The sequence below is a fragment of the Companilactobacillus versmoldensis DSM 14857 = KCTC 3814 genome (assembly GCF_001434295.1).
GTDB lineage: Bacteria > Bacillota > Bacilli > Lactobacillales > Lactobacillaceae > Companilactobacillus > Companilactobacillus versmoldensis.
The window spans coordinates 17297-31320 of sequence record NZ_AZFA01000025.1 but is presented as its reverse complement, the minus strand read 5'-3'; the positions used below and the strand labels follow the sequence as shown (position 1 = coordinate 31320).

The following is a 14024-nucleotide window of genomic DNA, read 5'->3' as shown; positions in this document are numbered from 1 at the left end:
ATACCAGAAAGTTTAGACCCTAATTTTATGGCAGACAAAAATGCTGATAATTCGTAATTTGAATTATCAGCATTTTTTTATTCGATATCTTCTGATTCAATCGACCTTTTCAGACCTATTTTCTTACCTGTTGCATACATGAAGAACCAAAGTCCAGCTACTAAGATTGCTACCAAACTAAGAATAACGATGATCCAAAACTTGTTTGATGAACGCTCTTGCATTGATTCATCTAATGCTTGAATTTTTCCTTGGGTGACCTGCAGTTTATTGTGGAAAGTTTTGTATATCCAGATTTACTGCTAAAGGTTATTTCGCTAGTATAACTGCCTGGTTCTAAATGCTTGATAGGAATAAAATAATCAAATTTTGTATTGGGGGCAATTTGCAACTTGTCCGCACTATATTTGATGGTTTTCATTCCTTTATGGTTAATCTTAGCTTTTACTTGGACGTCATTGATATTGACCGGGGCTTCATTACTTAGACGAAAACCTAAGCCAACATCATGATTGATCGAGCGAGGTGCAGCACTTAGCAGATTCATATTAGGTGTTATCGGGTCAGCTTTGGAGTGAAGTACCACTCCTTTAACGTAACGGATCTGATTCGATACATCGATGTTTTGATTTGAAGAAGTGTCGACCGATGCTGTAGTCGTGATACCACCAAGAATTATCCCTTGAAATGGTTTGGCAGGATTCTTGATCTTGAAAATAACTTTTTTTGTACTACCGGCCGCCAATTTGACCTTTTGACGGCGTGATCCTTGAACGAGCAAAGTTAGCTCTGGATTGGGATTATTATACGTCTTAGCTGAAAATTTTTCGTAGCCGATAGTTGCAGCATCGGCTGTATAAGCGTTATTTAGTTCAACATTAACATCAATCGATTCCGTTCCAGTATTGAAAACGACTAATTCCAAGTTTTGTTGGAAATTTGGTTTCGACTGGATGTCATAATAGGTCAGGTTTTTATCCAATTGGTTCTCGGGCATGACTGCCTGGATCGAGTAGGATTTTTTAGCACTAGTATCATCGGCGCGAACTGTTTTAGTAAAAGTTATTCCGGTCAAAATTGCTAATACTAGTGTCAATATTATAACGATTCGTTTCATTTTATCTCCTCTGATAACTGATGCCCCAAAAAATCAAAATAATGATCATTGAGAGTATCCCAATAATGGTCACATAAAGACCAGTCTTGTCATAAATCAAATTTTTCGACGCCTGATTGACTAAATTAGCGGCAACGGATGAAACTTTGACGTTCTCTTTAAAATGCCAAACTTGACCTGATCTTTTGATAGAACCTTCAACTAAGTAGCGACCAGGTATCACTGGCGTTTGTTTTAAATCGAATTCAATCGGCACTTTGGAATTAGGTGCAATAGTTTTAAAATCCATATCTTGAACTTGATAATCATTACTCAAACCCAGTTTGTTGTACCAATTATTTTTCTTGATTTTTATTTGTACTGTTGAATCTTTCAAAATTTTCGAATTATAATTGGCCAGATCAACATTTAAATATGGTTGTTCACCATGAACGACTGGTGTAATCCCGTGAAATTTCAACGGCTGATTGCTTGTTTCAGATTTATTGGTTTTAAAATAAACACCAACACCTGAATGACCATCGTTAGGATGGTGAGTATCATAGACATCAAATCCGCCGATCACCGTTCCAGAAAGCTGCTGGGAAGGCAACTTTACTTTGAAAGTTAGATCTTTAGTTTGATTCTTTTTGAGCCGAAGCGATTGTGCTTCAGTCATACTGGAAAAAGCGTACTTCAAGCCATAATTACCTACTGCGACAGAATCGTCAAAACCAATCTCACCGCTAGGACTAGTTGTAGCATTCGTTGGTTTAACCTTGATTTCAACGGGTTGTAGACCAAAATTGGTGACTGAAAGTTTTAAGGCTTTTACTGAGTTTGGTTCAGCAGAAATCTCAAAACGATCTGCGGAATCTGTTCCTTCGACCAAAGGTGTGACCGAAACATTTTGGATATCCGCTTTGACTGTTTCCAATTCCATGCCAGCAGTGATTATTGACAACACAATCGTGGCAAATACCAACAAAACTTTTTTAAAATTCATTATTAGCGTCGACGACTGCGGTTACGACGTCTTGAACGGTTGCGATTACGTTGTTTGCCGCTACCTTGACCTTTTTTATTTCCTAGATAAATCCCTAGTCCGAGAATCAGTGCTAACAAGAGCACTCCTAGTGTGATATAGAGCCAGAGGTAATTTGGTTTATGGCCAGCTAATTTATTATATTTAGTAGCTTGGGCATCAGTAATGACAAAATCTTTGTTCAAGGTCCAATTTCTAACGCCATTTCCAGAATAAGTTAATTTCAGATGATATTTACCGGCCGTTAATGGTTGGTCACCCCAACTGATCCCGTAATTATAGTTAGATGTTGGTACTGGTGACTGATTATCCTTATTAGTAGTTATCTTGAATTTCTTATCACCATATTTGGTCACAACAGCGTGTGAACTTAAATCCGGTAGATAAGCATTCTTGGTATTAGCTACATTAGCCGCTACCCCAACTTGACCATTATCACCAGAACTGATGACCTTTGGTTTAACAGAATTGATTTTATAATTAACATCACTCCCACTACTATCCTTTTGCGTTAACTGAATCGGTAATGAATAGCTAAATTTGTTTTTGATCAAAGTACCATTTTGAGAAACGGTACCCTTAGCTTTCTCATGATAAGGGCTGACGTTGACGCCACCCATTAAATAGCCAGAAAATCTTTGGCTAGGGACTTTAACTTTAAAGGTTACCGTGGTCGATTCATCACCTGCTACAGGAACGATTTGATGATTGTTTTCAGTGATTTTTTTCATTTGGATCTTTAAGTTTGGATCAGAAACTTGTGTCGAATCATATCCTGGGTTACCTTCGTCATTCGTATAAGCAGTATTGATCATCGCCAAAAATTTCCGATCCGATTTATCAGTATTATAAATTTCTACTTTAACATCGACCGTCTCACCAGGTTCACCATTGATAAGGTAAAAACCACCGTCAACATTAACTTTGGAATCATCGCTAGTTGTTGGCTTCAAGGTATAATCACCAGAAGTCGCCGCCTGAGCTGTACCGAAATGTAAGCCAGTCAAGATAGCAAAAACAACTGCTATGCCAAAGATAAGTTTTTTAACAAATTGATTCATTGATACCCTCCGAGTGTTAAATGTAGAACTCTTAAAATGCAATCAAAAGCCACTACAAATGTAGTGGCTTTCGATAAGTGATTTGAAACTGACACTTTGTGGTCGACAAATATTATGCAGCTGGAGTTTGTGGTGCGTTTCCATCAGGCTTTTCTGTTGCACCTGCTGCCTTGGCAGTCAATGTCCAAGTAATTTGACCTGTATATGAAGTTACATTTTGGCCTCCATTTGTAGTACTACTTGAACTTGTAACTAAATCTTTTGATACCTTCAATAAGGCTGAGCTTGGGTCAGTGAACATTGCTTGATAAGTACCAGCTCCATTGCCTGCCTTAGCTGACAATACTGAAGCGGCATCTCCACCGGCTACTAAATTAGCTTCTTTAGTTGTCATATTGGAATTTTTATCTGATAAATTAGTAGCTTTAACACTATTCAATTTTAATGAAAAAGCAGATTCTTTGCTTCCATCTTTTAAAGTTGCAGCTTTACCATCTGATTCCTTGAATTCACCCAACTGAGCTGTCAGATCAAATCCTTTATTTTCAGTTCCTGAACGTGATTCAGTAATTTGTAAAAGGCCTTGATTATTACCATCATCGTTAAGAGCCTTATTACTTGTTTCTAACTTATTACTTGTATCTAACTTAGTATCTGTTCCTGCTTGAGCTTTAACGAAACTAAAATTAGGTACTTTTTCAAGAGTTAAGAATCCTGAAATAACAGTAACATTAGCAGTTGAATAAGCCTGTCCTGCATTCTCTTTTGTAGATGTAATCAATTTACCATTATTCAAATTTAATTCTGTAGCATCAGCAGCGTTAACTGTTGTTGGAGCGATACCACCGATAACCATACCTACGGCAGCAATGGAGCTTACTAAAGCAGTTCTTGTAATCTTCATGTTAAAATTCCTCCCTAGAATTTTTTTATTGTTTAACACGTTCCGAATGTTAGCAGATAAATATCAAAATTTAAACTAGAAGTTTTGTATATTTTTGTATAATTTATTTCTGGTTTTTTACATTGATATTTTTGTATTTTGTCTGAACCAACGCACTTAATAAGACGCATAGCATCACTATACCAATTATGGTTAGTCGATTTTTGCTTTCTCCTGTTTGTGGAAACTGCTTACGGTTATCGACCTTTACTGCTGGCACTTCATCTTCATTATCACCATTTAAACTGGAATTGGCATTAGTTCCTGAATCATTGATATCGCTATCCGACTCGTCCCCTACTTCTGAGCTGGCATTTTGACCATGGCCTAAATTGGAACCTTGACTAAGGTTACTGGAGTTGCCTGACCCATGACCAACTCCACCACTGACAATGTGATTACTTCCATGATTATTACCGTGAGATCCAGGTTTTTTACTAGGTTTAAGGTTCGGTTTGTGATTTGTTTTGTGATTTGGTTTCTTATCTGGTTTCCCAAGATTTTGTTCTTCAGTGCTAGTTCCATTATTAGTGACTTCAACTGAAACATTTGAAACCTTGCGATTTTGTCCAACTTGGGCATCGGATTGAACTAAATTCAAACCTAGCCCCCCAGTTATTCCAATAATGATCGAGGCACTGATGGCAATCAGGGTTATTTTCTTATGATTGTTGGTACGACGACGAGATCTCTTTTTAAACATGATCTCCACCTCTCCTTTAAGAATTTTTATTTATCATTCGATAAATAAAATAATAAAAAAAACAGGTTATTTTATTAATCTGTTCCATCTTCGTTCTTTAATAAATAATATTTCAACATGTTTTCCTGTGACTCCAAGTGCAGTGGATCTTGACTGACTTGGTAAATATACCTAAACCCTAATTTAGTCAAAAGAGTCTGAGGGACAGCATTGTTTGTCTTAACAGATGCCCAAATTTCTGTGAGAGCAAGTGTTTTGAAACCATAATTTAGAATCAACTTGAGAGCCTGTGTGGCATAGCCCTTGTGCCGAAAAACTGGAGCAATGATAAACCCTACTTCTCGAGTTTTATCCAAACCATTCGAAACACCGCGTTCATTTAGCTCAATGATGCCAAGCATCTGGTGACTTGATTTTAAGGCCACTGCATAGGAATTGGCAAGAACTAAATATTTATCAAAAATATTTTTAGATTTATTTTCATTCGGTTCGTATTCCAATCCCGCAGTCTGATGGCTTTCTTTGTCACTTGTTAATTGATAAAAAGTGTTAAAGTCAGCTTCAATAAAATTTCGAATCTCAATTTCATCATTCGCTATGTTCATTTTCATACCCTTTTCAATAAGTTTTCGTCTCGATACATAATTAGTATTATATTAGTATTATCTGTGAATATTTTTCAAAGCGCACCATACTATTGGGGCTTTTCCTTTAACCGTAATATCAATATGATATCATTATAATATGGCAGAGAAAAAATTTTTACTTCGGCTTGACCATGATTTGTATGAACAAGTCACGGCAAAGGCCAAATCAGAAAATCGCAGCATCAATAATTATATTGTGCATCTTTTGCAAGAAAGTACCAAGCAAGAAACGTTTGAAAATCGTCAGATCGTTGGCCAGACAATCAAAGGGAGTGAGATTTTGACTGAAAGTGGCTTGGTAAGTGTCCACGGTATTTACTACCGCTATATTTTAAACAACGGCCAAGCGGTTGATGTTCAAGATGACTACACGATTATTGAAGCAAATGGCAACATTTTAACTTTAGAACCACTTAAATAGGGGGAATTTCATGTTTGGTATAAAAATCGTTCATCAAAATCACAAAGGTCTAGTTGAATTTTTGGGAAAATATCATCACAGCGTTGATGCGGGATTACACTTCTACATTCCATTTCTACAAAAAATCTACCCAGTAAGTTTAGCAATGAATCCACTCAAACTTCCTGATTATTCGATCATCACTAAGGATAACGCTGACGTCCGCGCCAGTTTGACGTTGAATTATCATGTCACAGATGCGGTCAAATATCGTTACGAAAACACTGATTCCGTCGAATCGATGTCACAATTGGTCCGTGGTCATTTGCGAGATATCACTGGTCGAATGGACCTAAATCAAGCCCTCGGTTCTACTTCAAAGATCAATCAAGAATTGGCTAACGCCATTGGCGATCTAACCAATACATATGGCATCAATGTTGACCGAATTAATATTGATGAATTGAAGCCTACACCATCGATCCAAGATTCAATGGATAAGCAATTAAAAGCTGACCGAGAAAGAATTGCGGCTATCTCCAAAGCAGAGGGTGAATCTAAGAGTATCGAATTGACCACTAAAGCTAAGAATGATGCCTTGATTGCTACGGCCAATGCCCAAGCCAAAGCAACCAGGACCCGAGCTGATGCAGAAAGTTATCGGATTGAACAAATGAATCAAAGCTTGGACAAAGCCAAAGAAGGATATTTCAAAAATCAAACTATTAATGCCTTTTCTCAATTAGCAACTTCACCAGCTAACACAGTTGTAGTTTCGGGAGATAACGTCAGTGATCTTGGCAAAATACCCGTCATCAAAAAAATGTTAGACAACCAAAAATAACGGCCAATTGCCGTTATTTCCTTACTATTTGCTCATAATCAAATTTCTATGCTTTTTATTTGATTTAATCTATACTTAATTTCATACAAGAAAGGTGTGACTTTTATGGATCTAACATTTAAAGGCGAGGCTGTCTCTACTCTAGGAAAACCATCTAACGTTGGTGAAACTTTCCCAGATTTTACTGTTAAAAACAAAGATGGTAAGGAAGTTACTTTAAACGATTTATTGGACAAACCAGTTTTGATCAGTGTCGTTCCTAACATCAATACTAGCGTTTGCAGCATTCAAACTAAGAAATTCAATCAAGAAGTTGACGGACATTCAGAAATTAATTTCGTAACTATCTCGACAAACTCGATTGAAGAACAAAGAAACTGGTGTGCCGCAGAAGGCGTTAAGAATATGGAAATGCTCTCCGATGCTGATCATGATTTTGGTAAGAAAACTGGCCTTTTGATTGATTCCATGGGTATCTTAGCTCGTTCCGTTTGGGTCGTAGATACTAATAAACAAATCATCTATTCAGAAATCTTAGAAGAAGAAACTAACGAACCAACTTATGACAAAGTGCTTGATCAAATCGATCAAATGAAATAGTTAAAAATTTTATAGCATTATAAGTAGAAACACGCTCGATTTAAATGATCCAGCGTGTTTTTTTGATAGGATGAGAAAATATTGGAAGTTTATCAATCGATAAAGAAACAGCGATTTAAAAACGGGGGTTACCCACGCACCTCGTTTTTTATCAATTATCAAATTTACATTTGTACTTTTGATAAGCTTACAGAAACAATTATCTCCGACGGTGCTTAACAAAGGTCATGTAATGCAGGATGCAACCTAACAATACGAAGAAGATAATCGTAAAGCTAATATAGTTGACCCAAAAGTTGTCGATTGGCATGATAGCCTTCAATGGCAATTGAATCCCCATTGTGATCAAAGCCATAACAGCAATCATGAAAAACAGTTGAATATATCTTTTCACAGTAGAATCATCCTTTTCTTGTTTTTTAGAGATTTTATGACCATATTTGGCACATAAATCTTTTTTCTTTTCTGGGATCTCTTTCATTCCAAATGTGTTTGGTAAGACGATCTCACCAGCCTTGATCACACCTGCGGCTGTCATTACTCGGTCGATGGTTTTAAACGTCTCATCTGTAATACCTGTCAGAAAGTTTTCAGTCGTACTCATATAACAAGATGAAATACTCAAGTAATGCTTATCTTTGAATGGTCCCGGAATAGTGTCACCATTGTCCTTAAAGTAAACAAACTTTGGACGCATACAGTCAAAGAAGTTTTTTAACAAACCTGGGCACTCACGCCAATATGTGGGAGCACCAAAGACCCAAACATCACTCTCCATTAACTTATCAGCTAATTGGTTCAGGACTGGGTTATCCTCGTGATATTTATGCGGTGTAATATGATAGTTTTCTAAATAAATCGTCTCAGTTTCAACGCCTTCACCGACATTATCAAGCACGTTTTGTAACATCTCTGCATTAAGGCCATGCTCTTTATGCGATGCTAAAATACCTAATATTTTCATATTTCCCTCCTAGTTTTAATTATAACTAAATTCTTAATACTAGCAAAAATTATTTTTTGTTGTTACAGTTAAGATAAAGAGGAGGTATGCATATGAAAGTATTAATTATTGGTGCACATGGTAAAGTCGGACAATTATTGGTAGGAGAACTACAATCACACAATATTGATTTTGTGGCTGGTCTTCGTAGCCAAGAACAAATCAAGGCTTATCAAGAAAATAACATCCCCACACAATTCTTAGACCTAACTGCTTCACTATCAGATATTCATGATTCAATCGTGGCTTCTGGTGCTGATGTCTTAGTCTTCACTGCCGGAGCTGGTGGTGCAGGTGCTGATCTAACAATGGAGATCGACCTTGATGGAGCTATCAAGACAATGATGGTTGCTGAAGCCGTAGGTATCAAACGTTACATTATGGTTAGTGCAATGTTCAGTGAAGATCGTAGCAAATGGGAAGCTTCTGGAATCAGACCATACTACATCGCTAAACACTATGCTGATGAACACTTACGCGGCACGAACCTCGATTATACGATCTTGCATCCAGGCTCATTGACTGAAGAAGATTCAGTTGGAAAAATCAAGTTGACAGGTAAAGACGAATCAGGTAAGGTCCCTCGTATCGACGTTGCTAAAGCAGTCGTTCAAGCCATCGAAACACCTTCTACAATCAAAAAAGAATATGAATTTGCAACTGGTGACGAACCAATCGCCGACGCAATCAAATAATCGAATGACTTTCGATCATCAAAAAATCGTTGATCTACTAAAATAGTAGGTCAACGATTTTTTTATCCCATTAAATCAAAATGTAGTTTCATCTTCGGAGAACCTAAGTCGATCATTTCTCCAAATAATGCAACTGTTCTGTCATAAGCCTCATCAGCTAACTGTTGATTGATTTTTGTCAGAAATGCTGGCACATCTGATTGTTTAGTGGCCTCTTTATCAGCTTCAATTTGAATATTTCTAAATTTAGCGACCGCTTCTAATTCAAAAGTATTCCGAGAGTCTTGATATAGATCATAGTCATAATCACCAAGTAATCCCATAGCCTTACTTAGCCAGTAAATTGAGCGGGGTCAAATTTAGCTGGTGTATCTCGATACGTTGCCGGAGTATCTTCAATATTGGCATAGAATGGCACGATTGTATCAAAAGTATTAACACCAAATGCTACCCAGTGGATACCAGCAATTTCGTCTGGCACTCCATTTCTGATCTGTAAAACGTGCAAACTGTGGTTACGGTTGATACCAATTGGCCGGAACATCTTTTTCTCGTCTTCAGAACCCATATGCCCATAAACATCATAAGGCGTATTTTCATAGTGAGTTCCCAAAGCAAATTTAATATCCTCCAGACTCAATTTCTTCTTAGAGTGACAAATAAATGGCAAATCTTGATCTCTTGGATCCTGTTCGATCTCGGGATTGAACAATTTCTGAATATACCAAGCACGAGGATTGTTATATTCTGAATCACGGATAGTCGAGCTGCCAAAGATATGACGTAGATTAATTTTATCTCGGTCAGGATTGAGATGGTATTCGTCGATGATCGATTTCAAATTAGTTGAAGCCATGGTATCGTCGGAATCAAAGTCGAAATCATCAATGTTCATCCGGTTTGGTGCAACTACATAGGCATCATCAGGAATCTTTACGGCTGCCCAATTATGTCCTCCGATAGTTTCTAACCACCAGATCTCATCTTTATCAGCAAACGAGATTCCGTTTGGTTCATATGTGCCATATTTTTCCAGCAACTTTCCTAGTCGTTCGACACCTTCACGAGCACTGTGAATATATGGTAGAACAATTACTTCTAAGTCTTCTTCACTGATTCCATCATAATTGTAAGGATCGACTCCTAAAATCCGTGAATTAGTCGTAATTGTTTCAGTTGCTGACATGGCGACATTAGCACTGTTGATACCTGAAGCACCCCAAATACCTTCAGTTAAAATCGTTCGTGGTGTCAAAGTATATTTCATTGGATCAGCTGGTAACTTAATTTTTAATCCTGTGATGGTTGATTGATAATCTTGTTTTTGATCTTCTGGTTTGACGACGATAAATCGCTGTGGCTCGATCGAACCGTGTGCATCATTATCTCTAGCAATCATTGTTGAACCATCGATGCTTGCATCTTTTCCTACTAACATTGCTGTACATGAACCACGAAATCTTTTTGTCATAATAAACCCCACCTTAATTTATTTATTTATCAAAAAACTTTGCTCATCAAATACGTAATTTAAAGATGTCACTACAATTCAATCAAATCATGCGAAATACTGATCATGTTTTCAAAGCCATCTTTTGTGACTAAACCTTGATCTTCCAAACGAATGCCACCCCAGCTTGGGATATAAATACCTGGTTCAACCGTTAGAACTGTGTTTTCATCGATCAGATCATCATAATCGACCGCTAGTAATGGTTCTTCATGAACGAACAGACCAATACTGTGACCGATCTTGTTATAAGTTAACGGACCATATTCCGTACCCTCAAGTGGTTTGAGAGATTCAGGATAAGTATCTTTATAATTGACGCCTGCCTTCAACATTTTTTCAACTGCTTCTAGGCTCTTTCTGGTATAGTCATAAACTTCTTTTTGCTTAGCGGTAGCCTTACCCACAACGATTGTCCGAGTCATATCTGACATATAACCTTTGTACTGGCATCCGAAGTCCATCAAGACTAAGTCACCATATTCAATTGCTTTGCTAGATGGAATCCCGTGCAATAATGAAGTTTTGGCACCTGAAATCAAGATGTTTCCATATGGTTGATTGTCGGCACCCTCTTCAGTCATATAAAGCGACAACTTCATGGCTAATTCTTTTTCAGTTGCCCCAACATGAATATCTTTCAAAATACGCTTGTATGCTCGACAAGAAATCTCACAAGCGATTCGAGCATATTCGATCTCTTGTGGGGATTTGATGACCCGCATCCGGTCGATCACGCCACCTGCAGGAACTAGCTCAGCTTTAACTTTATTTTCGAAATCTGCATACATATCAAAAGTTAAGTAATCATCTTCAAAAGCAATTGTTTTGATCTTATTTTCCGCAACGACTTTAGCAACTGAGTCTCCAACTGTTTTACCAGGAAAACGCCAATTGATGATCTGATAATCAGGTATCTCAATATCAGCTTGTTCGGTATAACGTGGATCAGTAAAGAAATATTGTCCTGTTTGAGTTAACAGTAAATATGAATCGTCACCAGTCCAGCCACTGGTAAAACGGATATTCTCACGTTTAGCCATGAAAAAGGCATCCAAGTGATTCTTTTCTAAGTATTCACGAATCTTTGTTTCATTTAACATCGTACATATCCCCCAAACTTACTATTACTTGGCACTTTCTAGTCGATCCAAAGATTTACTGGAAAGATAGAGTGCTAAGCCTAAACCAATAACTATTAAAGCTAAAATTCCGTAACCGATCTGAAAACTAGTTGGATCAGTCGTCTTCAATAAGGCGTATACTTTTGGATAAATCAAAGTTGCAAAAAATACGGCGATTGGCCAAAAGCCTAATAGTAATCCCATCAATTTCGATGGTGCCAACTTAGTGATGAAGGAATTACCTAACGGCGAGAAGACCATTTCACCAATCGACATCAAGATACCGACTAAGACAATCCATAAAATAGAAGTATTTCCTTGGCCAACATAATCAGCCACGATCATAACTACATATGAAAGACCCATGAAGATCATCCCTAGGGCAGTCTTTTTGAATATGCTCATATCACCTTGCGGTCTTTGAGCCAACTTGGTCCACAACTTACCAATGATAGGTCCCATTGCAATGCAGACTAAAGCATTGACTGAATCAAAATAGGACGTTGGAATGCTGAAACTACCCAAAGCCCAGTTGGCACGGTTGAGAAAGGCTGCACCGTCGCCATGACCGAAGTAATAATAGATTGGCATATAAGCTAAATACCAAGCCATCCAGAATACAACTGAGAACAACGTAACCAAAATAATTGCAGTGATCCGTTTTTTGTCACCAGATGTCAATGGTGCATTTTTACCATCTTCAGTCTTTTTTGATGCGACGGAATCAAATTTACGCTGATCGATCTTGAATGGTTTCGAACCGGCGTCACCGAATGTCTTCCGATTAGCGATGAACCAAATCGCATCTAAGAACATAAAGAGTGAACAAACTAGGAACACATTGTTGAAGCCAATTACAGGGATCAACAAAACGATAAAGGTCGTTCCGGTAAAGGAACCTAAATTAGTAAAAGTATATTGAACTGTGAAAGCCTCGTTCAGTTCTTCTTGGTCGTCAAACAAAAGTCCATTGATACCAGATAAATTTCCTTTGAACAAGCCAGTCCCGATTGAAACCAGGATGATCATTGCCCAAACCATTGGAATCGAGTGTGCTTGCCATGTAAATAGGTACCCGATCGCCATGAGAATCATTCCTGAAGCGACACAAATTTTGGGATTCAGCCAGTAGTCAGCAATGTAACCACCGATGACCGGTGTAATATAAGTCATTGCGATGAACATTGAGGCCATCGAGGCCGCCTGAACATCAGTCAGACCTAAACCACCCTTCCCAACTTGTGTAGCGATCCAAATGGCAAGCATATATTTAACGGTATAAAAACTCGTTCGTTCGAAAGTGAATCCTAAAGAACAAACGTAAAAACCAAACGGTTTCTTAGATTTGATCTTTTTCTTACTGTTAGTCTTGCTATCAACCACGTCTTCGTCCACTTCAAAAACCTTCCTTCGAAAAATTTTATTGGTTAATCATGGTCGTCTAACCACTTAGTTAGCAATTCTTCATATTTAGCATTCTCCTCAACGAATGGCATGTGGCGACTGTGGGCAAATAATTCCCATCGCGAATTAGGGATACCGTCGTACATCGTTTTTGCTATCAATGGTGTACAAAGATCGTTGATACCACTAGTGATCAGCGTTGGTGTGGTGATATTCTTCATCTGATCCAGATAGTTGTAATCGTGCAATGTCCCTTCCGGTGAATATTCATTCGGACCCCAAGCGACCATATAACTTTCTGTTCCCGAAATTTTCTTTCTTCTGAGTGGTTCCGGGGAATCAGCTGTCGGTGTCGCAGCAGCATGTTGTTCCATATATTTTGCATTAGCTTTTTGATAGGCTGGATCATCATAATTACCAGTCTTTTCAGCCTGTGCGATTGCTGCTTTATCTTCTTCTGACATAAAATTATTGATCATGCGATGTTGTTCTTGAGCCCATAATTTAGCTGATGGTAAAGTACCTGATAAGATCAAACTCTTAATGCCTGTGGGATGGTAATCACACATGTAAATGAATGCCAACATGCCACCCCAAGACTGACCTAACAAATGAATTTCATCCAAACCGAGATATTTCCGTAACTCGATCAATTCATTAGCCCAAGTTTCCTTTTTCCATAGCTCCGGATGTGACGGTACCGCAGAATTACCACAGCCTAGCTGGTCATACATGATCAACTGTCGACCATCGACGGCAATGTCATCCAGCAATTCGAAGTAATTGTGAGTCGAACCTGGTCCCCCATGCAGTAAGACCAATGGTTTCTTATTCCCATGCTGTTCACCGACGATGCGGTAATAAGTTTCATATCCTAAATATGGCATATAGCCTTCTTGAACTTTCATTGTTGCCTCCCCTGATCAAATTTAAAATTTTGAAAAGTTAG

General features: G+C 38.0%; 15 protein-coding genes and 1 pseudogene. 4 read left to right on the top strand and 12 right to left on the bottom strand.

Annotated features, from left to right (window positions below; all coding sequences use genetic code 11):
* Positions 1-77: 77 nt before the first annotated feature.
* From FC27_RS11835 to FC27_RS10105, 7 genes are all read right to left on the bottom strand, one after another.
* On the bottom strand, positions 78-224 hold the full coding sequence (locus FC27_RS11835; RefSeq protein ID WP_155802112.1) for a hypothetical protein: 147 nt from the start codon (positions 222-224) through the stop codon (positions 78-80).
* 8 nt (positions 225-232) lie between these two features.
* Positions 233-1117 carry a DUF916 domain-containing protein gene (locus FC27_RS10130; protein WP_010624424.1) on the bottom strand — a complete coding sequence of 295 codons (885 nt, stop codon included), beginning with the start codon at positions 1115-1117 and terminating at the stop codon, positions 233-235.
* A gap of 1 nt (position 1118) precedes the next feature.
* Positions 1119-2102, bottom strand: a complete 984-nt coding sequence (locus FC27_RS10125) for a WxL protein peptidoglycan domain-containing protein (protein WP_010624425.1) — start codon at positions 2100-2102, stop codon at positions 1119-1121.
* 2 nt (positions 2103-2104) lie between these two features.
* Complete coding sequence (locus tag FC27_RS10120; RefSeq protein WP_010624426.1) at positions 2105-3202, bottom strand: DUF3324 domain-containing protein; 1098 nt, start codon at positions 3200-3202, stop codon at positions 2105-2107.
* Between the two features lie 112 nt (positions 3203-3314).
* Entirely contained in the window at positions 3315-4106 is a 792-nt protein-coding gene (locus FC27_RS10115) for a WxL domain-containing protein (protein ID WP_010624427.1), read from the bottom strand.
* 103 nt (positions 4107-4209) lie between these two features.
* Entirely contained in the window at positions 4210-4848 is a 639-nt protein-coding gene (locus FC27_RS10110; RefSeq protein WP_010624428.1) for a hypothetical protein, read from the bottom strand.
* Positions 4849-4922: 74 nt separating this feature from the next.
* Positions 4923-5453, bottom strand: coding sequence for a GNAT family N-acetyltransferase (locus tag FC27_RS10105; protein WP_010624429.1), 531 nt, complete (start codon positions 5451-5453; stop codon positions 4923-4925).
* A 139-nt stretch (positions 5454-5592) separates the two neighbouring features.
* Here FC27_RS10105 and FC27_RS10100 point away from each other — a divergent pair, with 139 nt between their 5' ends.
* The 3 genes from FC27_RS10100 (at position 5593) to tpx (ending at position 7339) form a co-directional block, all read left to right on the top strand.
* Positions 5593-5916: a type II toxin-antitoxin system antitoxin gene (locus tag FC27_RS10100; RefSeq protein ID WP_010624430.1), complete on the top strand. Its 324-nt coding sequence runs from the start codon at positions 5593-5595 to the stop codon at positions 5914-5916.
* A 10-nt stretch (positions 5917-5926) separates the two neighbouring features.
* Complete coding sequence (locus FC27_RS10095; protein ID WP_010624431.1) at positions 5927-6739, top strand: SPFH domain-containing protein; 813 nt, start codon at positions 5927-5929, stop codon at positions 6737-6739.
* Between the two features lie 105 nt (positions 6740-6844).
* The gene (gene tpx, locus FC27_RS10090) at positions 6845-7339 is read left to right on the top strand and encodes a thiol peroxidase (protein ID WP_010624432.1); all 495 of its coding nucleotides are present in this window, start codon (positions 6845-6847) and stop codon (positions 7337-7339) included.
* A 199-nt stretch (positions 7340-7538) separates the two neighbouring features.
* Here tpx and FC27_RS10085 read toward each other — a convergent pair whose 3' ends face one another.
* A complete protein-coding gene (locus FC27_RS10085; protein WP_010624433.1) occupies positions 7539-8303 on the bottom strand; it encodes a flavodoxin family protein in 765 nt (254 codons plus the stop codon).
* A gap of 92 nt (positions 8304-8395) precedes the next feature.
* On the opposite strand from FC27_RS10085, the gene FC27_RS10080 reads away from it, so the two are divergent.
* Positions 8396-9037 carry an SDR family oxidoreductase gene (locus FC27_RS10080; protein WP_010624434.1) on the top strand — a complete coding sequence of 214 codons (642 nt, stop codon included), beginning with the start codon at positions 8396-8398 and terminating at the stop codon, positions 9035-9037.
* Between the two features lie 62 nt (positions 9038-9099).
* Here FC27_RS10080 and FC27_RS10075 read toward each other — a convergent pair.
* From FC27_RS10075 to pepI, 4 genes and pseudogenes are all read right to left on the bottom strand, one after another.
* Positions 9100-10508 (bottom strand): annotated as a pseudogene (locus tag FC27_RS10075) (C69 family dipeptidase).
* Between the two features lie 71 nt (positions 10509-10579).
* On the bottom strand, positions 10580-11650 hold the full coding sequence (locus tag FC27_RS10070; protein WP_010624435.1) for a M24 family metallopeptidase: 1071 nt from the start codon (positions 11648-11650) through the stop codon (positions 10580-10582).
* Positions 11651-11674: 24 nt separating this feature from the next.
* Positions 11675-13066 carry a peptide MFS transporter gene (locus FC27_RS10065; RefSeq protein WP_010624436.1) on the bottom strand — a complete coding sequence of 464 codons (1392 nt, stop codon included), beginning with the start codon at positions 13064-13066 and terminating at the stop codon, positions 11675-11677.
* A 32-nt stretch (positions 13067-13098) separates the two neighbouring features.
* Positions 13099-13983 carry a proline iminopeptidase gene (pepI, locus tag FC27_RS10060; RefSeq protein WP_010624437.1) on the bottom strand — a complete coding sequence of 295 codons (885 nt, stop codon included), beginning with the start codon at positions 13981-13983 and terminating at the stop codon, positions 13099-13101.
* Positions 13984-14024: the final 41 nt, after the last annotated feature.